This window comes from Bacteroidia bacterium, from assembly GCA_027493955.1.
GTDB lineage: Bacteria > Bacteroidota > Ignavibacteria > SZUA-365 > SZUA-365 > JAOSJT01.
In genome coordinates, this window is the sequence record JAOSJT010000001.1 from 1,490,101 (window position 1) to 1,514,136 (window position 24,036).

The window sequence follows — 24,036 nt, forward strand, 5'->3', positions numbered from 1 at the left end:
CATCGAAAATCTCCAATTGGCCATTCATACGTGTGCGACGTGTTGTGCGCACCGGGATATACCATAACACGGAAAATGCAAAAAAAGCGCCCCGGGGAGTCCGGGGCGCCCGCTTTGAATGAAAGAACCTTAGATGTCGAATTTGATGCCCTGTGCGAGAGGCAGCGAGGAGCCGTAGTTGATGGTGTTGGTCTGACGCCGCATGTAGGCTTTCCATGCGTCGGAGCCGGATTCGCGTCCGCCGCCGGTTTCCTTCTCGCCGCCGAACGCTCCGCCAATTTCCGCACCCGAGGTACCGATATTCACGTTGGCGATACCACAGTCGGATCCCCAATGCGAGAGGAAGGTCTCGGCCTCCTGCAGTTTGTCCGTGAAAATGGCCGAAGAGAGTCCCTGCACGACACCATTCTGAAGAGCGATCGCGTTTTCGACCTCTCCCGAGTACTTGATCAGATAGAGAATCGGGGCGAAGGTCTCTTCCTGCACGATGTGGAAATGATTCTCGGCCTCTACGATAGCCGGACGGACGTAGCATCCGGACTCAAAACCGGGTCCGGTGAGCACCTCTCCGCCGTATATCACCGCGCCACCTTCCGCACGGGCGAGTTCGAGCGCCTTGGTGAACATCGCCACGGCTGCGGTATCGATGAGGGGACCGACATGATTGCTCTCGTCCATCGGCGTACCGATGCGCAGAGACGTGTAGGCCTTCACAATGGCGTCTTTGACCGTGTCGTAGATGCTGTCGTGAATGATGAGGCGTCGCGTGGTGGTACAGCGCTGACCCGCTGTGCCCACGGCACCGAAGACAATGGCTGGCACCGCCATCTTCAGGTTGGCATGCGGCGAGAGAATGATCGCATTGTTTCCGCCCAGTTCGAGAATGGCGCGGCCAAAGCGACGCGCAACGACTTCGTTGGCGTGACGGCCCACGGCCGTTGAACCGGTGACAGACACGAGCGGGATGCGTTTATCGTTGAGCATGCGCTCGCCGATGGTCGCTCCCTTTCCGATGACAAGGGAGAACAAGCCTTCAGGAAGATTATGCTCCTTGAGCACCTCTCCGATAATATTCTGGCAGGCGATGGCGGTAAGCGGCACTTTCGATGATGGTTTCCAGAGATTCACATCGCCGCACACCGCCGCGATCATCGCGTTCCAGGACCATACCGCAACGGGGAAGTTGAATGCGGAAATGGTCAGTACCACACCGAGGGGATGATACTGATCGTACATGCGATGTTTTTCGCGCTCTGAATGCATGGTGAAGCCGTAGAGCTGGCGTGACTGACCGACGGCGAAGTCGCAGATATCAATCATCTCCTGGACCTCACCCAGGCCCTCCTGCAACGATTTACCCATCTCGAAGGAGACCAGCATTCCCAGAGGCTGCTTGTATTCGCGCAGCTTGTTGCCGATGATGCGGACGATTTCTCCACGCTTGGGCGCGGGAACGGTTCGCCACCATGCGAAGGCCTCAGCAGCCTTTTGCATGACTTTCTCATAATCCTCCTCGGAGGCCTGATACACTTTCGCGATGAATTCTCCTGTGGCCGGAGAATGAACGTCAATGACGCCGGCGGTGGTGGATGTATACCACTCCTGACCCGACGAAGCGCCGTAATTGATCTCCCTGATTCCCAGGACGTTGAGAAACTCCATGAATGCACCTCACCTTGGCAATTGAGACGTTGTGACAGTTGACTGTATGCGTTCGAGAACCTGCGCGAGCGTTATGCCGCGCATCTCGTCTTCAATGCGTATTTGAATATCGGCGAACAGATCGAGAAACCAGGCATGCAGAAGACCGGCGTCGTTCTGTGTCGAAGCGTTCCCCTTGCCCACATCGAGGTGGAAGGCCTTCTCTGTTTCGACGGAGCAATAGACTTCCTGAAGATGGATCGCTCGGGCCGGTTTGGCGAGAAGAAAACCGCCCGCACTTCCGCGCGTACTCCGGACGACACCCCCGCGGACGAGCATGGAAAGGATATTCCGTAAGCGCGAGGGATGCGTTCCCATACGACGCGAAAGCTCTTCACTGGAAAGCGAATGCTCTCCCGCCTCCGCGAGGAAGCAGAGAGCTTGAATGGCTGTGAAGAGTTTGGTAGAAGCAGACATGCGATAATTGTTACAGATCCTGTAACAAATTTCGCAAATCCGGAGATGTCTGTCAAGGGGTCACAACGGGAAATCCGTCGGTGAGGTATCGCCAATCCGGTCTCTCGCGTGTCACGGAAGTGGATGCAACCCTTATATCGCAGCGGCGAGCAACTCTTCCATGGTTTTCAGAAGCATGGCGTGGTCCACCGGTTTCGCAAAATACCGGTTGCAGCCCGCGCTGAGGCAGCGCTCTCTGTCGGATCCGAATGCATGCGCGGTAACCGCAATCACAGGGACATGCGTATAGCGGGGAATGCGACGCATATCGCTCACAAAATCTAGACCGCTCTCCTCACCACCCAGAGAAACATCCGCGATGATGATGTTGATGTCCTTGCTCATGAGCGCATCATGCGCCTCAGCCACGCTCTCGGCGGTGAACACATTGTAGTGCTTCTTCAGTGTGATGCGCATGAACTGCCGGGTGTCGGCGTCATCTTCGACGACGAGCAAATTGGGAAGTTTTCGGTCTTCAGCAGAAAGAGGCAGAACCGGCGCGACGAAATGCCTTTTCTCGGGTAACACTCCGGATTCGGGTCGGGTCGTGGAAACGATAATGCGCTCCGGAAGCGTAAGGGTGAATATGGAACCAACGCCACGCGCACTCTTGATGGTGATACGTCCGCCAATCTGCTCCAGATACCGGCGTACCAGCGCGAGGCCCAGTCCGACGCCTTCCAGCGCGTGGCCACTATCTCCGGTGTTGCCAAGCGATCCGAGAAACATCTTGTTCTGATATTCCTCGGAAATTCCGATGCCGGTATCTTCTACATCGATGGCAATTTCCCCCGTGTCCCGCTGATAGAGCCGGACTTCAACATATCCCTTCCGGGTAAACTTGATGGCATTGTCGAGCAGACTTTCAATACTCTTGGCGAGGAAGCCCTCATCGGTGCGTACCCGCGCGTCGCCGATCTGATTGTCGAAGGACAGCGCGAGCGATTTCGTTTCGGAGAGCGTACGGGCATCGTTGACGCGGTCTTCGATCAGTCGTTTGAGGGAAATCTCCGTATCGTGAAATTCGATGGTTCCTGTCTGCAGCCGCGAGATATCCAGAATGATATCGATGGATTTCGTTAGTTTGTCGGCGGACTCGAACACAAAGCTGAAATACTTGTCCTGTTCCTTGTTCATCGCAGGCCGTAGCTCGGAGGAAATATGTTTCAGATAGCCGATCATGATGTATAGCGGCGTCCGAATGCCATGCGAAATGTTTGCGATAAAGGCATCCTTGAGCTTATCGGCGGCTTCGACGGATTCCTTCGCGGCGATCAATGATTGCTCGATTTTCTTTCGCTCGGAGATATCGCTCTTGATGGCGACGAAATGCGTAATATTCCCGAATTCATCCTTGACCGGCGTGATGGTCTGTTCCTCGATGTACTCGGTACCATCTTTCCGACGCGCGGGAAGTTCACCTTGCCACACGCGCCCGGCAAGCACCGTACGCCAGATCAAGGCACGCAGTTCGCTGTTTTCATTTCCGGGAGCGTCGATGTGCAGTGGTTTGCCGAGAGCTTCCAACTGCGTGTATCCGCTCATCTGCGAGAACGCGGCATTGACCCAGATGATGGCGCCGGAGAGATCGGTAATGACGATGGCGTTGGCAGCAGCTTCCAGCGCGGTGCTCTGAAGATGCAATTGCGCTTCCGCTCGTTTCCGGTCTGTGATCTCACGAACGATCGTCACGGTCTGGTCAATCCCACAGGGTGCGATACGGGCTTCAAAATACCGTATTCCGTGGGCAAATGGGATCGAGTATTCCTTGAGCTGTACTTCGCCCGTTTCGAGAGCCACCTTGAAGGGTTGCTCAAATTGCGCCATCAGACTCCAGGCGAACTGTTCACGTGTCATATCCGTCTGCAGCGTTCCAGGAGGAATCAAGAGCACAGGGTCCGGGGAGTACATTCCGCTGCCATCACGTAACAACATGAGGTCAGGCAAGGCACTCAGCACGGCACGCTGTCGTGATTCGCTATCGCGCAATGCTTCTTCGACGCGCCTGCGTTCGTCGATCTCCTCGTTGAGTTCCTTCGTACGCTCGCCGACACGCTGTTCTAGTGTGAGATTCGCTTCTTCCAGTTCGTCGTACGCGTCTTTGAGGTTGCTTACCATTTGATTGAATGAAAAGGCAAGGTGACCAACCTCGTCCTGCGAAGAGACATGTGCGCGTTTCACGAAATCACCGCCGGCTATCTGTTCGACGGTCTGGACCATACTGCGCAATGGATTTGTGATCACCGTGGCCACACCGATCACCGTGAGCACACCGATCAGGAAGATGATGAGACTGATCAGCGCAATGGAGGTCTGACTGCCAGCGACCTGCTCATCGATGATACGCGTCGAAAGCCCCAGGTACAGAGTCCCGATGCGCGTCTCCCCGTTCATCACTGCGACAGCGGATTTCGAGATGCCGCCCGTGGGCGAAAAACGGTCCAAGGTGCTGCTATAATCGGCCCTTTCAGCGATATCTTGCCCGTGCGCGTACAGCAACCGGCCGTCATTGTCATAGAGCAGGAGATAGGACAGCAGTGTATCCTGCTTCGCGCTTTCGATGGCCAGGTCCACAACTTCCTGCGATTTCAGCGTGGAATCCCGTCCAAAGATCAGCGCCGTGGAGCCGGCGAGCGCCTCAGACCGGGCGTGAAGACTTTCCTGCGCCTGTTCCTTCAACCGCGACGGAAAAAAGATGAATATGAAAATGGAAACCGTCCAGAACAGCAACGACACGACGGCGGTAAGCTTGACGCGAATGGAAAGGTTGGAAAAAAGCTTCATGCTGTGTCTCGATTCTGGCACACGATGATAGCACCCATCATACGCGGCGCGCTTCTGTGAAAGACTTCATCCATTTCAGCGGCGGTCAACGATTTTGCCGGGCCAGTTCAATCTGGTTCAGCAAATTCTGGCGCAACGCCTCGAGCCTGTTGGCTTCATTCAACAGTGATTGCTGTCCGTTACGTATTTCGTTCATCCGTGTGGCGATACGTTTTTGCAGAGTTGGAACGATATTCGCTTTCAGGACAATGATCAATTCCTTTTTGTCAATGGTCGTTTCTTCATAGCCGAAGAGGTAGCGGAGGCCGAAGACCCACCACGGAAGATCCTTGAGAAAAGGGACGCCCCGTCGGATGTTTTTCGCCTCGTTCGAAACAAGACCGCCCACCACTGTCTCTTCGCCGTCGATCAGCACGACGGATGTGGTTGCAAGAGTTTTGTTGATGATCGTGGAAACGACGTCCGGAAGGGCTGTGCTGCGTTCGGCGCTGATTTCGAGATTCACGAATTCAATGGAATCCTGTACGATGACGGTCGGTGTGACTTCAATGATCGTACCGGTGCTGAAAAATTTCTCCGTCGTGTTACCGGCGAAGTCCTTCTGTTTGATGGAAATATCCTGTCCTACCTGTATGCGGCCTTTCTCACCGGAGCGAACGGTGATGTTCGGGCTCGAGATCAATTCACCAAGATTTTCGGATTGGAACGCCTTCAATGCCGCGAGCAATTCGACAGTCCCATTTCCGATGGCAAGGGTAGTGATATTGCCTGTTTCGATTTCCGTTTCACCTTCCCCGCCTCCATCGTCCGCCTCTTTGAAGGAGGTGGTCCCGGTTACGGAATTCAGTATACCCACAGATGTCGAAGGCGTGGAATTTGTCAGGAACCAGTCAAGACCCAGCCGTTCGAGTTCACTGCGATTGGCTTCGAAAAATACCGCGCTGATCTGTACCTCACGCGTCTGCAAGGCCTCGGCCGCCTTGACCATTTTCTCCTCGGACTTCGCCGCCTGCTTGGACAGTGCGTACACACGGGTGAAGTCCTCGGAGTCGATATACCAATGCGCAAGCGCTTTCAGAACCAGCTCGAAGGCATCGAACCAGTGCATGTTCACGATGTTGATGCCGATTTTGTCCTTGCTATCACCATCGTAGATGATGGGCTTGCTGCGGAAGCGTTTGCTTGCGGCGTTGAAGATCTCCACCGCCTGCGTAAATGTCGCTTCGGCATCGATGGAGATCAGTTCCTCCGGAGGAGTATATTCCCGCACCGGGAGTCGCTCCTGCGCTGCGGCATACGTTGCAGCGCAAAGGAGAAGCAGGACGATGAGAAAGTGGCGCATGTTCATGGGAGACCTCATTTCCGTTTGGAACCGATGTTCTGTGGTTCGAGGCGAAGTGTGAGAATAAAGCGTTCTATCATGCCGCCTTTGTTGAGCAGGAAGAGCACCTGCCGCCTTTCGGGCATGATTTTGGAGACGTAACCGAGATAGACTTCGTCGCCTTCGCTGAGCATGACGAGCTGATTGTTCTGGTCACTGATGAAGGCTTTACCCTTCATTATTGCCAGAAGCGTCGATTGCTCAACATTGGGCAAATCAAACGTATTCGGTGGAATTTCCGGCGTAATAAGCGAGCGGAACGGATCGTGTCCGAAAGGAAGGAACGACGTCGAAGCGAGGGACAAGGTGGTGAGCGTATCGGCAAAGGGTTCCTGATTGGAATAATACGCGAACACGTCCACATCGAACTGGACGGTATGTTCAATGCGCCCCATGTCATCGTTCACTTTATGGACTTCGCGGATATCGAAATTGGCCAGCTTCATAAGTCTGGGGCCGTATTCCAGGTACTGGACCATGCGGCCGAAACTTGCAAACGGACCCTGCCCCGCAAGATGATAGCGAATGTAGCCGCAGCCGCTCTGTTCGACCTGCTCCTCGGTAAACACATTGAGATCCAGATCGGGAGTGTACATCAGGATATCGTTGAGATACTGATTTGTACGGCTGGCGATTTCCTCGCTCGGGAGTGTTTTCGGGCGCTGCCTCCAGGAGGCGTTGAGGAGTTCGACGCGTTCCTGGACCTCGAGCAGGCGGTCGAACAGTTCATCGGGATTTCCGAGCTGTTGCTGCAACGTGGCGCGCTCGGTCTGGAGCTCCTCCAGACGCGGTTCCTGTTCGAAATAGATATACCCGAAGCCCGCCCCGGCTGCCAGAAGCAGTAACACCGCGAGAACAATACTATTGCGTATGGCGTATGGCATGGCTACTCTCCTTTCCCCTGGCTATTCGTGGCCGGTGACGGAGCGGAGACCGGAATTTCGCCGATGGCGGTACGAACGGAGTCGTGCCACACCGCAGCGCGGGAGCCGGAATAGGGATACAGACTATCGATTTTCAAACTCATGTCGTAACGGAAAACCTTTGCTTTCCCGATCTCCTGCACAGTGACCTCCCGAAGTCTGGTCAGGCCAATGCTGTTGGACAGTGAAGGAATGCCCGGCCTCTGCAGCGCGTATCCGACAACGGCAGTCCCGCCATCTTTTTCAAATTTCAGCTCACTCACCCATACATTCCCGAGGCGCGCGGTTGCCTGTGCCAACGTATCCAGCGTCTCCGACTAGGTTTCACTGCCGACGAGCAGGGTATCGAGCGTCAGCGTTGCTGTGCGGATTGCCTGGGATCGCGATTCCAACTCGTTGATCTGATCAACGATTTGCTGTTGTTCGGCGAGCTGCTGTTTACTGAAACGCAGTTCTGAATCTATTGCGGAAATTTGATCCTGACGCTCGAGCACCATAATGGTCAGGATGGTGACCAGAACAAAAAGTCCCAACAATAAGACGACACCGTGCCACGCCAGCTTGAAGATTTTCTGATCCTGGAGAATCTTCTGCGGCGTAATGTCGAGGCGATAGAAATGCTCATTCTTCGGCTGCAGGGCCTGCCATGCAAGTGAAACAGGCACTACGTAGCTGCTCATTTCCTGAAGGATGGCCTTGTCATCGGAGTGACCGATGCGAAGTCGGCGAAGTGAATGGAAGACGACCTGCGGGTTGTTCTCGAGAATTTCTTCCTTCAGTCCGATCTCTTCCGCTTTGCCGCTCAAAACAACTCGGTCAGGGCTCACGTACCCTGCATTCTCCGCGGTCAGTTCAATACGATTGTACAGCGTTGAAACGAGATGCGCATCATGCGCGCCCTGCTGGATCGGCGGACCGATATACTCGATGTCATGGCCTCGCATCACGTAGAAATGCGTGACATCCTCATCGACATGAATCACATGCAATAACTCGTTCGGCTTGGCCGGGAAGTGCACACGGACCATGTTTATGAGAGCGATGTCGTTGCTCGTAATGAACTCGATACGCGGCGAGCGCTTGTCCCCCCCTTGTGGTGACGAGCAGATTTCCACGAGCGGAGACTGGTCAACACTCGCTATCGTCAACGCATGCTTACTCCCGGCGCGTGTTTGCGCAATCGCCTGTTTCGGGAGTTGCATATTCAGGGTTTTGTTGATTTCCTCAACCACCCGGGCGCGAATCTTCGCGTTGGTGTCCTTTTTATCGGTTTGCAGGAGGATCGTTCGAACATGCGGATCTTCGAACGACATTGCGAAAGAAGCGCGCGGTTGATAGTGCGTTGCGATGAATTCCCGTATAGAGGAATAATCGATATTTTCCTCTGTATCGGCGTCACCTCCGCCGGCCCCCTGCTCAAAGGGATTGTCGTTCTTCGGCGCTTCCTCATCCATACTCCCTGTGAATTGCTTCACCGGCAGCGGCATGGAAGCGAGATCCATGATGTTGAGCTTGAGTCCGATTCGGCCCACGACCGCGAGACGCAGCGTTGCGCCCTCGATCGAAATACCAATGCAGACTTTTTGCGGCCGTTTCTGTGTGCTCATAGCGTGTTGTTCAGGGGTTTATGCAACCTGCTTGCTGATCAGCTGCTTGATGCGCTTCTTGTTATTCGCATGATTGACGGCTTCGTCAATGCTGATGATTTTCTGCTGGTACAGGCGGAAAAGATCCTGCTCCATGGTGATCATCCCCAGCGCTCCACCTTCGGTGATCATCTGATAGATTTCGCCGGTGTTTCCGTTCTTGATCGCGGCACGTACGGAAGGAGTCACGATCAGCACCTCCTTGGCCAGCGTTCTCTTTCGATCCACTGTCGGCACCAGCTTCTGGGAGACGACCAGTCGCAGCACGTCCGCAAGCCGGTTGCGCACCCGGTCCTGTTCCAGAGGTGGAACCTCACCGATGATGCGGTCTATGCTCTCAACGGCGGAGGACGTGTGCAAGGTAGAGAAGACCTTGTGACCGGAGTCGGTGATTTCCAACGCGGACATAATCGTCTCGGGATCGCGCATTTCGCCGATGACCACGATGTCGGGATCCTGACGCAAGGCCTGTACCGTGCCGTCTTTGAAAGACAGCACATCTCTGCCGACTTCGCGATGCCGGATTACGGATCGTCCCGGGGTATGGACGTACTCGATCGGCGAGCCGATGATGATGATGTGCGAGTCAACGGAACTGTTATTGGCGTCAATAATCGCGTCGAGCGTCGTACTTTTCCCGGAGCCGGTAATACCGGTCACCAGGATCAGGCCCTCTTTGGTATGCTTGAGGTTGACGATGTTCGTGATATTCGGATGGAAATTGTATGTCGAGTACGGCCGTATTTTGGCGGTGATGGCGCGCATGTTCATGCCCACGGCATCGAGATCAAAGTACGCGGTGCCGCGATACCTGAACATTTCGCCATTGACGGTGGTCTGATAGGAGAAATCCAGGCTGCGCTGTTCCAGCAGAAGATTCCGTTGTCGCGGCAGCACCAGCGATTGGATCAACACATCGGCGAAGGGCGATTCGAGTCGCGGCAGCGCTGTTTGCGGCAGCTTGTTCCCATGCACACGAAACCAAATTTCCCCCCGCGTTCCGAAACTGCCGATGTCAATATCGGATGCTTCGACGGAGCGCATGTACTCAAGGACGCGCTCATAGAAATAGCGCAACACCTGGACGGCCTTGTCGTCGAGAGATTCGAGCTGTTTAGCGATGTATTCCTGTCGCTCCGTCCCGTAATAATGGCCGGGCATATCACGAACGACATACTCCATGACCTTCAGGGCATTGGAGATGACTTTTTCGGCTATGACGGGTTCCTCCCCTTTTCCGCGCACCGTATGCGCGGTATGGGTGATCCGTTGAGCAGTATCGACGCTGGCGTCATTCATGGGCAGGCATGATCGTTGACGTGGTACGGACTCAAGTGGGCTCAGCGGCGGAAGCTATGTGATTCCGCGCGGGTGTCCTGGGACGCACGTTATGAATATACGAGGTTTTCAAGAGTTTCGGAATATTGGCTCATAAAAAACTTTAAGATGCAGTCTCGCGTCGTACGTGCGACAATGCCGGATGCCGTGGAGAGTGTAAGGGACGTGTCGCCGTAATTCTTTATGCCGCAGTACATGATGCTGCTCTCCTCGTTACTCATAGTACTTGTAAATTTCCACAGCCAGAAGGCCGAGATTGCCGAGCACCGTACTGAGCGTCTGGTAGCTATACTTCACCGAGGGATTCCCGTTGACGTGCACGTTTGTCACCTTGCTGGGATCGGTATTACCAACCCACACCGTACCAAGAATGGACGGGGTTCCCGTACCGCCGAGTTCGATTCGTACGTCACCCGAGAGCGCGAGGATGATTCCTTGCCATTTGACTCCACCCTTCATGATGAGTTGACCATCGACGACGAGGATACCTGCTCCCGTGATCGTCCCTGTCCATTCGAGATCACCCGGGACATGGACAATTTCCGGCTTCGCCAGACTGCCGAAGGTAGAGTTGCTCGCATATTTTCCTGCGGGTAACAAGATCGTTCTCCGCGCTTTATAGAAATTTTGCAGACTGATCAGATCAGTAGCCCCGAACTGACCGATGCTGGGCTGTCCGCCGGCACCCCATATTCTGTCCTCCACGCCATTGGTCGTCACCTGTTTTGTGACATCTCCTACGATCTTACTTGTCTGCACACCGATTCCATGAACAGCCGTCGAAGAGCCCATGGTCCCGTCAATATTCCAGTCGCGTCCGTCTATATCAAAGGCTGTTCCGCTGTTGGTAAAGGAGACGGAATCACCGAATACCGTCAGGGCGCTTTCCACATTGGGAAATATGGAACTCAATTTTGCTTCCACGAGGATGTTGTGCACGGCTCCGTTGATCAGTCCGCGGGACTGAATCCGTACCGAATCGATACCGATATCGGTCACGCGCACAGAGGTCGTGCCGCCCGCCACCCCTACACTCGTGAAACCCATGCGCCAATTTTTCTCACGACGCAGCCGGCTGACTGCCATATTGACCCCGCTGCGGGCGACGTTCAGGGCCTGCTCGCGTTCGAAGAGGGAGGCAGTGGTTTCGTTCGAGTAATCCCACATACCCATGAATCCCAACAGGGAAATGGAGAGGAGCAGGGTGGATAGCGCGACGATGATAAATGATTGCTGACCCATTGCCGCCTCCTATTTCAGATTTTTCGGAGTGATGGTGAACTCGTTCTGCGAGTACTGATACCCGTCCTCCGAAGACATGGAACTCTTCAGGCGCATACCCACCGTAATCGCCTTGACATCGGCCGGAGCGGTGGTTTCGATGAGTTTCTTGTACGTCGGGTCAAGGCGATAGTACTTGAAGTACCCGCGAACGATTCCGAGGTCGGCGCCCTGCACCTTCCGCCCGTTCACGATACGGAAGAGAGGCAACTCGGCCGTATTGGTCCAAACGGTATTGGGGCTGTAATCTCCAAAAGTATAGCTGATGGTATCGATCTTTCCATCGTTCCCGAGGTCGCAGCGGAAGGTGAAAATCCGAGCGGACGACTGCAGGATTTTCAGCGTATCACAGCCGAAACCGGCTTTCATGATATCATGCCGCAGCGTGCTGGTGACTTCGGTCACATCACCCTGCTGGACGATTTTGTTGACGGATTCAACCTGCGAGTTTTGCCTCTCGCCCTGGAAAAAGGCGAAGTTCAGGATGATCATACCCGCGATGACCACCGAACCGATGATATCCAGATGACTGCTCATATTAGTATGTGGCCAGGTATGACATACGGACTGTATCGGGAGAAAAGTCGTTTGTGATCACAAGATCCGCACGTTTGGAGAACGTGTAGCCGGATACGGCGAGATTCGGATTTGATTCCGAGACGTAGCGTACCGATACCGCAACACGGTACCCCCAGGTTTCCCAGAGACACCTGGGTGTCGCCGTCGTGGGTGTGGTACCCGGCTGCGGGCTGCGGAACACCGATCCGTGAAAATCGTCGAAATCGTCGAAGTTGGGATAGACGCCGACGCCGGGACCACAGGATGTGAGATCCGAGGCCTGCCGTATCCACTTCCCACCCGCAATACTCGCGTCGAAGGGCCGCTGTGCCATTTCCTCGAACAACGAACGTCCTATAGCGACGGCTTTCTGCGTGTACTCGTTACCGTCCAGCACATCTTCGTTCTGAAAATTCAGGGCACGAAAGTTGAGCATGACGGTACCGAGGAGCATAAATGCCCCTATCGTCAATGCCATTTGTCCGGAATTCATCGTGCTACCTCGCTTTCCTGCTGATTCTGTTGCGTTCTGTTACCACACGTGCCATGAATATAGGTCATGAAATCGTTCGCTGCCTGACAGTCTCATTACATTCACATTACATTTTGTTCAGATTCATTCTTCAGCACACCGGCCGCATCAATCGTCGGACATGGTTGCGGCGATCACTTCGGCCACGGACGTCGTCCCCTCCTTGACGCGCTCACGCGCAGAGGCGCGCAGGGTGAGCATGCCTTCGGAGATGGCGATTTGACGCACCTTCTCCTCATCAATTTCCTCTCCGGAGTCGAAGATTGCCTGACGCACAGCCCGGGAGAAGAAGAGCGCTTCATGAATAGCGACCCGGCCCTTATAGCCCTTGACACAGGAGCTGCATCCGACCGCTTCGTAAAATGTCGTATTCCGGATTTCCTCTTCTGTAAAACCAACATTTTTCAATTCGGGGATGTTCAGATCCCGCACTTCCCGCTTGCACTTGGGACACAAGCGCCGCATCAGACGCTGCGCCACCACGAGATTGATCGCATAGGCAATGAGGAAGGTTTCGATGCCCATCTTGAACAGACGTGTGACCGCGCTGGGAGCGTCGTTGGTATGCAGCGTCGAGAAGGTGAGGTGACCGGTATTTGCCAGCTTGATCGCCACATCCGCCGTGGCCTTGTCGCGCATCTCGCCCACCATGACGATATCGGGATCGTGACGGAGTATGGCCCGAATCGCCGCTTCAAAATCGACCTTGTGGCTGATCTTGATCTGACGTGCACCGTCGATCACGTATTCGACCGGATCCTCGACGGTCAGGACGTTGACCTGCGGCGTGATGACAGAGTAGAGGGCCGCAACCAGCGTGGTACTCTTCCCGCTTCCTGTCGGACCGGTAAGGATGACCATGCCCTGTGGTTTGGAGATCGATGTTTTGAACCATTCCAGCGCTTTCGGTTGAAAACCGATTTTCGCGATGTCCTTGATCACTTTGCGGCTGTCGAGAACACGTATGACGATGCTCTCGAATTTCATGGCAAATTCCGAACCGGCGATGGGCAGCACGGACACACGGAAGCGAATCACGGTATTGTCGATCGTACGCTGAATAAAACCGTCCTGCGCCGATTCGCGCTCGAAGCGGTCGATGTTCATCGAACGATCCTTGACCACAGCCAGAACAGCTTCGGGGCGCGTTCCGTCGACACGGTTCCACAGTTGCAGTTTTCCGTCGGAACGGAAGTGGAATTCCGTCGTCGTCAACGACGTCGGAAAAATGTGAATATCGCTGACTCCCTGCCGTACCGCTTCGATGAGACACCCCTCGAAGAGGTTGACCAGCATGGACTTGTTGATCTCCGCATCGAGTTCCGCTTCGTCGATTCCCGATTCGGTATCAACCTCCTCCATTTCCCCTTCCATGTCCTTGAGACTTTCGAGGAAGATGTTGTCTCCTCGAAGGACATTGTCGAGATGGGGCTGCAGGCTGGGGAGATCCGCGTAATACACTTCATATTTGAGTGCACGGAACAGATTCGCGACACGCGGGATGTCCCTGTGGATTGGAATCGCCGAGACCAGGATGAGCTTATCCGGTGTACGGCTGTCGAACTGCATCGGAAGAGTTTTCGACTTGAACAGCATCGCGCGCTGTTCCTGGTTCAGCGATTCGACCAGCTGTTTGATGACGTTGATCCGGCGTTCCGTCATGGCTTCGTCCACCTTCAGGGTCTTGAAGGCATAGATGCGCGCCACTTCCGAGAACACGGTGTGGTGATCGAGCTTGAATTCCTCGACGAGAATCTCGGCGAGACTGCGGCTCTTGTTCCCGACTTCACGCTCCTTGGCGGTCAGGGCTTTGCTGATCGTTTCGCGATCGACGATGCCCTTATGCAGGAGCGCTACGCCGACTTTATCGACTTTGCGTTCCAGTAAGGAGGCTGCGGCATCCATTGACGAAATTCCTTATTCTATCCTGAAATACGCCTCCCGCAGTGAACAGCAGCAGATAATCCGCAATGCTGCCCATGCCCGGTGCACTCTTGGGCTTGATGACGGCTGTTTCGGAGGAGACGATGGTAATGGCGGTCATGACGATCATGATGATCAGGGCCACCCAGAGTTGCATGAAATCCACCACGGACTTCAGTTTATAGGTCGTTTCGCGCTCGTAATAATTCGCCAGCTGCAACGACGTTTCCCGCACCATACCCGTTTCCGCACCGGCGTGGAAACGCGAAAGCGCGGTTTTCGTAAATACCCCCGCCGCTTCAAAGGACTCGTGCAGTCCCTTGCCGTGCTTGAGCATCATCGGGATGGTGATGGTTTTGATTTGATTTTCAAAGTAGGTATTACCCGTGGCTTCGGCGGCGGTTTTGATGATGTCGATGTTCTCTCCTGAACCGCTGTACATGCTGTAGAACACGCGGCAGAAAACCTCTATGGCCGTCTTGTGAATCAGCGCACCCATTACGGGGACGCGGAAGGATATTTTATCCACCCATTCCCTGCCCCGGGGATTTTTGATCAGTGCGAAGAGCCCCGCACCCATGGCGATGAGGAGCAGGATGAACCAATGGATATTTGCGACAAGCCAGTCCGACATCTCCAGCGTCGCTTCGGTCATCGGGGGCAATTCGATGCCGTACTTGAGAAACATGCGCGCTGTCTCGGGGAAGATATAGGCCACGTAGAAAATCACGGCGATCACCAGCAGAACCAAGGTGATCATGGGCATGAGCATGGCGCTTTTCATGCTCTTCTTGAACTCCAGACGCCGCTCAAGGAATTTCGCGGTTGAGTCGTACATCTCGGCCATGGCACCGCTCTTCGATGCGAGGCCGAGCATTTTGGCCGTAAATTTTCCGAAAATATTTTCGTACTTCAGAAAGACCCGCTCGCTTTCGGCACCCTTCCGGAGATCCGCATTGATGTCCTTGAGCGTCTCCCGAAGCATCTTGTTGTCAATGTCATTCGACAGAAGATTCAGAACTTCGTTAAAGGGAAGTTTTTCACGCAGCAAGTCTGCGCTCAAACGCACGAAGGTGATTACATCGGCAACCGGTGGTGTGCCGATATTCAAACCGACTTTTTTACGGACAAAGACTACCTTGTAGCCCATACCCGTAAGCGCGGCCACGACCTCTTCTTTCGAAAAGGCCTTTTGCTCACCCTCGAGCACCTTTTCGCCTTTTTGCGCTTTGTACACGAAGGTCAGGCGTTTCTCCAGCTTGTCGAGCTTGAACGACCGGCCTTTGGAAAGGTCTTGTATCTTGCGCTTGGCTTCCGCCGCGTTACCGGCTGTGATCGTTCCCTGAACGATCTTTCCCGAAGGAACAACCCCCTGAAACCGAAAATCGGCCATATCGCACTTCCTTTTCTGTCCAGCTTCCTCAGTTTTCATGCCCTGCTTGAAGTTCCGCTTGGCAGGGATTCTCGCTCAACAAGTTAGCGTGGCAACCTTAACAGACACTTAATCGCACATTACAAGCATGAAAGGAAGATGCGGTGAGATATCGGCCTCTACTCCTGTCCTTCTGCTCCCTCTCTCACATCGCCCTGCGGAACGGCTTTACGAAAAGCAAAAGCCGGCACAACTGCTGTACCGGCTCCATGCGTGAAAAGCGATGTCCATCTATGCTACCAGTTTTGGTAATCCACAATCATGCGTTTTTCAGTGGTTGCTGTCATGTCAATGGATACCACGACCATACTTTTTGGATTGCGGAGAGAAGCGCCGGTCACCTCCAGGACGGCCTCCGCAGCTTTGGTGATCGTGTACTTCCCGTTGATGTTTTCGGTCTCGAGAGGTGAAGCGCCTTCATTCATGCCGAGGTGTGACATGTTGATGTTGTCGAAGCGGTTGTTGCCGCCTCCCAACATGGATGGTTTCCGAAAATAGCCCTCCGCCGCCGAGACCATGCGCAAACAATCCTGGGTAATGGCGTCCTTGTTCGCCTCTTCACTGTTGCTTCCGAAAATATTCGTACCCACAACAATCGCGATGCCGACGACCACGACCCCCACCACTACAAGGAGAAGCTGTAACGTGCCCATACCACCGCTCCGTCCGGTTTATCTGTGTTCAATTCGTGTCCTCAACCTTTTCCTTTCCTTCGGCCTATCGTCTCAATGCAACAGGCAAGGTAACACGCGAGTCTTACAGCATGCTGAACCGAACATTACAAGTCTGTCAGACTGTCGCCTCTCCACGGAGCTTCGTCCTCCCCGGCGGAGCGCACGCGCGCGCGCAACCGCCGGCAAGCCATGGTCTCAGCCGATCCAACACCACGGGGAAGACGCCGGGCTCAATAGCGCCACGATCGGATGTTATACTCTGACGGACAGCGAGGTGATCACATTCCGTCCCGGCGCGGTAATGCCGGACGAGTATGGACGATACCTTTTATCTGTAATGTTTTCGATTCCGAAGGACAACGAGAACGTATCATTCAGTCGATAGCGGCTTTTCAGATTCACGGTCATCCATGACGGCGAGTACGGGCGACCCAGTTCGTCGGGGGCGTACAGATAGTCCTTGCCGCGCTCCTCGGGGGCCAGGTCATCATATGCCACTTCACCATTGTACAGCGCGTACAGATCTATTTCGAGATTGCCGCCTTTCCATCCCAGATGCGTGCTTCCGAACCAGGGGGGCGCGTGACGCAGAGGCGCCGTGCTGCCATCGTCGAGTTCTTCGATGCCTTTCTGTGCATTGATGCGCGAGACCAGAGAGAGACCCCATGGAAAACGGATTTCCATATCCGCCTGAATTCCGTACACCTCTGCGAAAGCGGCATTCTGTATCGCCTGCACACGACTCATCTCACCGTCGTAGACGAGACTGTCCAAACCACCGAAGCTGAAATCCCGCCGTACGAGCGCATCATCCAGCCAGGTGAAGTAGCCGGTCACGCTCAACTTCACAGCACGACTGACAACGCTGCTGGCGGTTATCTCCGCGTTATATGCATATTCGGGAGTGAGCTTCGGGTTGGGAACAATGACATAGCCCGGAGTCGAATCGAATACTTTGCCCGCGTCATCCACATTGGGTGCACGAAAACCGGTGGAAAGATTTGCATTGAATTGCCAACCGCCTCCCGCGTTGTATACCGTACCGAGGCTGCCGTTGAGCGCACTGTTGCGCAAGCGCAATTCCGTGAAGGGAAACGGGTAAAACGTCGTGTCGAAACTCCCATCCAGTGTTATATAGTTGTACCGCAGTCCCGCGTGCAAAATGACACCGGCCCCGAGAATACGGCGGTAATCGGTATACACAGCCCAGGACATCCAATCCGCACCATCCGGATAGCGGCTGGGGCCGGGAGCGATCGATCCCTGAAGGATATTCTCATCTGTACCGCTTGATCCGATGGAATTGGAGAGCAGCTCGATGCCATAATGGAGTCTGTCGGCCGGTGAGAAATTTCGTTCGAAATCGGCATTGAGCGAGAGTGCGTCCACCTCTTCCGTGCGGTTGTAGCGCGTGGCAGCATTGAAATCCCGGTCATGCCTGCTTTCCTTGAAGCATTGCCACGCCGCGGTGAGATGGAGATCATCGAACATCGCGTGTTGTGCATTCAGTGTTGCATTGAGTGCATGCATCATCCACACCTGTGGACCGTAGTTCCACTCCGCCGAACGTTGTTTCGTGCCGCGATACCGCAGGAGACGATCATACCGCGCATAGTCGCTCGTTTCGGAGTAATGCGCACCGTATCGTACATCCCATGCATCATTCGGCTTGAAGCGGATTTTCTGCATCACGCTCCACTGTGTGTACCCGCTGGGGACCTGTACTTCGGGATCAGGATTGCTGAGCATGGTGTCCCTGCCGTCCACGCGTGCGGCGTAGGTGCCGCGAAGGTACGCCTCGGGTCCGTCGCTCCCCATCCGCAGATCTCCGAACTCGGACCAGGTGAACGTCGTGGCAAAAGCCCATTTCCGCAGGCCGAGACGCAGCCCGAGATGCCCGGTCTTTTCCCGATTCGCGGAGGAATAGCGCGTGATGGCGTTGGCTGCAAGCAACGGTTGACTGCCGTAGGAAAATCCCGGTGTGATCGTATTGAACGTCATGACGCCTCCGAGCGCATCGCTGCCGTACATCACGGAACCGGGCCCAAACAGCACTTCCGTCCGTTCGATGGTAAAGGGATCAACGGAGATGACATTCTGCACATTTCCGCTCCTGAAAATGGCGGTGTTCATGCGCACGCCATCCACCGCGAGCAACACACGATTCGTCGCGAAGCCACGTATCATCGGGCTGCCGCCGCCAAGCTGGCTTTTCTGCACGAAGATCTCTCCGCTGTTGGCAAGCACATCCGCCGCGGTCTGGGGATTCTGCAATGCGGCATCAGCGCGGGACAGGGTGATCATGCGCGCCGGGACCTCGCTCCGGGCCTGCTTCCACCGTGTGGCGGAAACGACAACCTCGTCCAGGGCGAATGCCGTCTGACGCAACAGCAGCGTCGGCGTGCGTTCGGCCAGTTGCGTATAGGAAAGTATGATGCGTTCATAGCCGATCATTTCGATGCGAATGCTGTCCGATGCGGAGAAGGGTGCTATGTCCACCCTGCCTTTCGCGTCTGTCACAGCCGACACACGAGGACTGAAGCTGAACAGCGCCACCTGTTCGAGCGGCTCACGCGTGACTCCGTCCCGGATGGTCAGCAACTGTGCATTGACCAGTGCCGCGTTGAACAGGACGAGGCACAAGAGTAGTATAGTTTTCATTCTGAAACATCCTTGTCAATTCGGATACTCATGGCAGGCTTCTCCCGCCAGGGGATGGGAAAAATCGCTCGACGGCACCATCGTGAAGCAGGTACCATACACGCTGATGCGAACGTTCATTGCGAACGCACGCATGCAGACACACACCACGACGAGACTGAGACTCATCGGGTGATACGCATATCGGCAAGCGGAAAAGGGAAGAATATCAGAAGAGGAGTTCCGGAGGAGGTTTCGGCGGTATCAACAGAGAGCTCGGCGGGTGTACGGCCGACGGCGCCGTGACGGCAGCACAGCAGGGAGCGGATGGGAGGGGCATTCCCGCTCCTGCAAGATACAATGCGTCCACCATGCGCCGGATTTCCTGTTGCTGACGCCTTCGCTCCGGATTGCTCTGCATTTCGTCCTGCATCATACGATGCAATCCGGCAAACAACGCGGTTTCGGCATCATCATAGATGCAGGCATAGTAGGTAGTGTCGCCCCGTCGCTCCTGTCGTACGATATCGTACATCTTTCCATCGAAGCGGAATTCTTTGGCGTGTATGCGCTGAAAACGGGTGTTGGGAGATGTCTCCAGAGACGTCGGGATGGCGAGCCGCACAAGATCTTTCTCGCTGACGCCGGCCTTGATGCGTTTCCGCACATCGTGACGAATCTGCTGCTGCAGCAGCGAAAACGCAAACAGCGGTCCCGTCGTCTGTGCCATGAGGAGCACAAGCAGAAAAACAGCAATACCTCGCACTCTCCTGTAGGGTGAAAATGTCGGATGAGCGGAATGCATGCTGAATGAGTAGGATACGCAATAGGTTCTATGTGGATGCCGAAGCAACGGCAGCGGGAAACGGATTCTCCGGCAGCAATAAATGTGACGATCCCCCAAACGAAAATCAAGGCAGAAACCACGTCGGTCCTCCCTTCCGGCACTGCGCGTCCACAGGACATCCCCGGGTGATGACGGTAGATCCGGCGTCATACAAACATCGCCGCACGCAGCAACCTGCGGTACCGAGCGGACAGCCTGCCTGATGCTTGCTGACACGGTGTGCTGCACGCTGAAGGACTTCCCTATGCGTCGATGCACTTCGATGACAATAGGCGGATACTACACCAGCAGAGCTCCCTCGACGCGCAGCAGGTGTTTTTTTCTGTCGATGCCACCGCCGTAGCCGACGAGACTCCCGTCCTCCCCGAGCACGCGGTGACAGGGAATGATGATCGCGATGGGATTTCGCCCTACCGCCTGCCCCACCGCCCGTGACGCATGGGGATTACCTATCGCCTCGGCCACGGCGTGGTACGAGCAAGTCGTCCCGTAGGGGATGGCGCGCAACGCCGTCCACACCTGCAACTGAAAATCCGTACCGAGCAACTGCGACCGCACCTTAAAGCGCTTGAGGTTTCCGTTGAAGTACCGGGTCAGCTGCTCATGGATCGGATCATGCAAGCTGCCGGCTGGCACGGCGGTCCATTGAGCGAGATATCGGTTCACCCAGCTGGAATACTCCTGTCCTTCCTCTTCGGCATCGAAGCCGAGGTAACACAGCGCGTCGTCCAGCGACAGCAATCGGAGCCGACCGAGCGGCGAAGCTACGAAGGATTGCAATAGAGCCCTGGGTACACGATGTGGTGTCATGGAGCACCCCTGTGCTGTGGGTTGGCATGATGGTCTGGACAATGTACATAAGTGCGAGCAGAGAGCAAACTTGAGACATGCCGGAGGGTGGTTCCGTCCGGCCTCCCGCTCGGGAAGGCCGTACCCGTGACCACCGAGGCGCGGCGGCAAGGCGTCGGAGCGGTACAAATACGAAGAGCATGACAAACGCCATGCTCTTCGTGTGCAACAAACAGAGTGCGTGGGCCGACTGCGCGGTCAGGAACCCTTTTGTTCCGGAAGCAGGACAACCTGAACGTACCGTTCGAGGTTGATGTATTTTTTTGCGGCGTCAAGGATATGCTGCGCGGTGAGACCGTCGATCATTTTTTCGTACTGCATGAACTGATTCAGCGGCTCGCCGAGCGATATGGCGCGCATGAGCTGCCCCATCCAGAAGCCGTTTTCTTTCATGCCCGTTTCACGTTCCCGGCGCTGAATTTCCTTGATCTTCCCGATATTCTCCTCGGATGCAGGATTTTCGACAACGTCCTTCAGGACCTTGCGCATGGTTTCGATCATTTCGTCCACACGATCGGGACTGGTGCCGAAGTTGATCATGATGGCGTACTCGGCGTCCGGATATTTGTCCGCGTTAGCGTTCACACCCACACCGTAGCTGCCGCCTTTATCCTCGCGAATCGCTTCCCGGAGCTGTATCGTGAGATACTCTTCCAGAGCGGAAAAGGCGTAACGATTTTCGTACGTCCACTCGAAAGGCCCCGTCATCACGAAGGCAATCATGGTTTTATCATCCACGCCTTTCCGCACGATCTTTTCAACCTTCCCGGTGGGCGGCTTGACGTTGTGATTCTTCCATGTTTCCTTGCGTCCGGTGGTCGGAAGCTGACCGATGTACTTTTCGACCATCGGCTTGAGTTCTTCCGGCTTGATGTTTCCGACAAACGTGAAGGTGAAATCGCTGGCATCACGGAAGCGATCGGAATAGATGTCGAAAGCCTTGTCCAGATCGACGCGCTCCAGCCATGCTTTGGTAACGGGCTGCTGCCGCGGGTGATAATTCGCGAGCGTTGTGGTGAGCGTATCCGAGAACACGCGCTCCGGCTGATTGCCGAAATTCTCGAACATGGACATCATGCGTGTCTTGAAGGAATTGAACGATGTGGTGTCTTTACGCGGCTGATGGAAATACAGATAGAGTAACTGGAATGCGGTTTCCATGTCCTTGGGAGCGAAGCTGCCGTTGAAACCCTCATTTTCCGAGCTGATAGTCGGGGAGACGTTGGCGACTTTCCCGGCCAACGTCTTACGCAGCTGAATCTGATTGAATTCGCCCACACCTCCCATGCTGATGATGCTGGATGCGAGCGCGGCACTGGGCAGATCCGTGTCGCCCACGAGGGAGATACCACCGGGACTGGTCGCACCGAACAGGACTTCGTCGGCCTTGAAATCCGTCTGCTTGACGAAGACCTTGATACCGTTGGAGAGCGTCCATTCCGTGACGTCGATGTCCTCGTGCTTTTTCTCCGAGGCAACACGCACCTTTGACGGACCCAATTCGACTAACGGTTTGTTCGCGACTTCGTCCACGTAGGGATCGAGTTTCATGGCTTCCACACGCTCTATCACTGCACGGAGCTGCTGCTCCGTCGGAGGCGTGAGTCCCTCTTTTTCCGGCATGCTGAACGTGATCACGCGATTCGCATCGGTGAAATATTCATCCGTCAGTTTATTGACTTCGCGGAGGGTAATGGTCTCAAGATATTTCTTGTACAGTTCGTACTCCATCTCGATACCGGGGATGGGCTCTTCGACAAGGAAATTGCGAACGAACTCGGATGCATGCGATCCGGATTGCGTTTTCTCGCGTTCGTTGTACTGCCGTTCCATGCCGCGAAGCACATTGGTTTTCGCGCGTTCGAGTTCGGAGGCGGTGAAGCCGTGCTGTTTGACGCGATACGCCTCTTTGAGCAGCGCCTCGAAGCCGCGCTCCACGTCGCCTTCCTTCGGAATCGCGTTCAGGACAACGACCTCGCGGGCGCGCACGAAGCCGCCTTTCCCGGCGGAGGCGGATACGAAGGGCGGATTGTTCTGTTGCAGCAATTCACTGTAGCGGTCGTTGAGCATCCTGCTGAAAAGCCGTTCAGCCATGGAGGCACGGAAGTCCTTGACTTTCCGCTCCACCTTCGGCTCATGTTTGAAATACAGGGCAACCGACGACGATGTCGCTTCGGGATCCGATGCGATGGTGCAGAGCAATTCCGCATGATCCGGAACAGGCTCCGTTGGCCGAACGAGCGCCTCGGCGGGTTTCGGGATCGATCCGAACATCGCGGAGATTTTCTTTTCCATCGTCGCAACATCAAAATCACCGACCGCGACAATGGCCATCAGGTCGGGACGATACCACTTGCGGTAAAAACCCTTCAGTGTTTCGTACTCGAAGCTCTTCAGAATATCGGGCTTGCCAATCGGAAGACGATCTGCGTACTTCGAGCCATGGAGCAGCACGGGAAATTGTATATCGCGGATGCGCGACGAGGCACCCTTCCGGGCGCGCCATTCCTCTATGATGACGCCGCGCTCCTTGTCGATCTCTTCGTCGTCGAAGGTCACATTGCTCGCCCAATCCACAAGGACCTGCATACCCTGGGTGATGATGGTTTCGTCGTCCATCGGTATCTCCAGCATATACACGGTTTCATCGAAGCTGGTGTAGGCGTTGAGGTCGGCGCCGAAGCGCATGCCGATGCCCTCGAGATATTCCACGAGCTTGTTTTTAGGGAAATGCTTCGTGCCGTTGAAACACATGTGCTCCACGAAATGCGCGAGGCCCTGTTCGGGATCGGTCTCCAGAACAGATCCGGCGTTCACAGCCAGGCGCAGAGCGGCGCGGTTTTCCGGCTTCTTGTTCTGCATGATGTAGTAGCGCATGCCGTTGGCGAGCGTACCGATTTTCACGTTGGGATTGACGGGGATGTCGGCGCCGAGGCCGGGAACAGGTGCCTTGCCAGGAGTCTCCTGGGCGAACGCACCCGGGAGAGCGAATATCGTCATGAACACAGCGACGACACTCGTGAGACGGAATACTTTCATACATTACTCCACACATTAGGGAATCGGGTTCA

General features: G+C 55.1%; 18 protein-coding genes. All 18 read right to left on the bottom strand.

Annotated features, from left to right (window positions below; genetic code table 11):
* Positions 1–129: 129 nt before the first annotated feature.
* The 18 genes from M5R41_05960 to M5R41_06045 all read right to left on the bottom strand — a co-directional run bounded on the left by M5R41_05960 (position 130) and on the right by M5R41_06045 (position 24,004).
* Positions 130–1,662: an aldehyde dehydrogenase family protein gene (locus M5R41_05960; protein ID MCZ7555931.1), complete on the bottom strand. Its 1,533-nt coding sequence runs from the start codon at positions 1,660–1,662 to the stop codon at positions 130–132.
* Between the two features lie 9 nt (positions 1,663–1,671).
* Positions 1,672–2,118 (bottom strand): Rrf2 family transcriptional regulator, encoded by a 447-nt coding sequence (locus M5R41_05965; GenBank protein ID MCZ7555932.1) that lies wholly within the window; start codon positions 2,116–2,118, stop codon positions 1,672–1,674.
* 132 nt (positions 2,119–2,250) lie between these two features.
* Positions 2,251–4,941 (bottom strand): PAS domain S-box protein, encoded by a 2,691-nt coding sequence (locus tag M5R41_05970; protein MCZ7555933.1) that lies wholly within the window; start codon positions 4,939–4,941, stop codon positions 2,251–2,253.
* 85 nt (positions 4,942–5,026) lie between these two features.
* Positions 5,027–6,289 (bottom strand): type II and III secretion system protein, encoded by a 1,263-nt coding sequence (locus tag M5R41_05975; GenBank protein ID MCZ7555934.1) that lies wholly within the window; start codon positions 6,287–6,289, stop codon positions 5,027–5,029.
* Positions 6,290–6,297: 8 nt separating this feature from the next.
* Positions 6,298–7,206, bottom strand: a complete 909-nt coding sequence (pilO, locus tag M5R41_05980) for a type 4a pilus biogenesis protein PilO (protein MCZ7555935.1) — start codon at positions 7,204–7,206, stop codon at positions 6,298–6,300.
* 2 nt (positions 7,207–7,208) lie between these two features.
* Complete coding sequence (locus M5R41_05985; GenBank protein MCZ7555936.1) at positions 7,209–7,544, bottom strand: hypothetical protein; 336 nt, start codon at positions 7,542–7,544, stop codon at positions 7,209–7,211.
* A gap of 18 nt (positions 7,545–7,562) precedes the next feature.
* Positions 7,563–8,852, bottom strand: coding sequence for a hypothetical protein (locus M5R41_05990; GenBank protein MCZ7555937.1), 1,290 nt, complete (start codon positions 8,850–8,852; stop codon positions 7,563–7,565).
* Positions 8,853–8,870: 18 nt separating this feature from the next.
* Positions 8,871–10,190 (bottom strand): ATPase, T2SS/T4P/T4SS family, encoded by a 1,320-nt coding sequence (locus tag M5R41_05995; GenBank protein MCZ7555938.1) that lies wholly within the window; start codon positions 10,188–10,190, stop codon positions 8,871–8,873.
* 252 nt (positions 10,191–10,442) lie between these two features.
* Positions 10,443–11,471: a hypothetical protein gene (locus tag M5R41_06000; GenBank protein ID MCZ7555939.1), complete on the bottom strand. Its 1,029-nt coding sequence runs from the start codon at positions 11,469–11,471 to the stop codon at positions 10,443–10,445.
* 9 nt (positions 11,472–11,480) lie between these two features.
* The gene (locus M5R41_06005) at positions 11,481–12,047 is read right to left on the bottom strand and encodes a hypothetical protein (GenBank protein ID MCZ7555940.1); all 567 of its coding nucleotides are present in this window, start codon (positions 12,045–12,047) and stop codon (positions 11,481–11,483) included.
* A 1-nt stretch (position 12,048) separates the two neighbouring features.
* On the bottom strand, positions 12,049–12,561 hold the full coding sequence (locus tag M5R41_06010; protein MCZ7555941.1) for a hypothetical protein: 513 nt from the start codon (positions 12,559–12,561) through the stop codon (positions 12,049–12,051).
* 147 nt (positions 12,562–12,708) lie between these two features.
* Positions 12,709–14,505, bottom strand: coding sequence for an ATPase, T2SS/T4P/T4SS family (locus tag M5R41_06015; protein ID MCZ7555942.1), 1,797 nt, complete (start codon positions 14,503–14,505; stop codon positions 12,709–12,711).
* Positions 14,465–15,916, bottom strand: a complete 1,452-nt coding sequence (locus M5R41_06020; GenBank protein ID MCZ7555943.1) for a type II secretion system F family protein — start codon at positions 15,914–15,916, stop codon at positions 14,465–14,467. Before M5R41_06020 ends, M5R41_06015 begins: the two co-directional genes overlap by 41 nt.
* 275 nt (positions 15,917–16,191) lie before the next feature.
* Positions 16,192–16,608 carry a hypothetical protein gene (locus M5R41_06025; protein MCZ7555944.1) on the bottom strand — a complete coding sequence of 139 codons (417 nt, stop codon included), beginning with the start codon at positions 16,606–16,608 and terminating at the stop codon, positions 16,192–16,194.
* 273 nt (positions 16,609–16,881) lie between these two features.
* Complete coding sequence (locus tag M5R41_06030) at positions 16,882–19,290, bottom strand: TonB-dependent receptor (GenBank protein MCZ7555945.1); 2,409 nt, start codon at positions 19,288–19,290, stop codon at positions 16,882–16,884.
* A 208-nt stretch (positions 19,291–19,498) separates the two neighbouring features.
* The gene (locus M5R41_06035) at positions 19,499–19,999 is read right to left on the bottom strand and encodes a hypothetical protein (GenBank protein ID MCZ7555946.1); all 501 of its coding nucleotides are present in this window, start codon (positions 19,997–19,999) and stop codon (positions 19,499–19,501) included.
* A 396-nt stretch (positions 20,000–20,395) separates the two neighbouring features.
* Entirely contained in the window at positions 20,396–20,926 is a 531-nt protein-coding gene (locus tag M5R41_06040; GenBank protein ID MCZ7555947.1) for a methylated-DNA--[protein]-cysteine S-methyltransferase, read from the bottom strand.
* 237 nt (positions 20,927–21,163) lie between these two features.
* Complete coding sequence (locus M5R41_06045; protein ID MCZ7555948.1) at positions 21,164–24,004, bottom strand: insulinase family protein; 2,841 nt, start codon at positions 24,002–24,004, stop codon at positions 21,164–21,166.
* Positions 24,005–24,036: the final 32 nt, after the last annotated feature.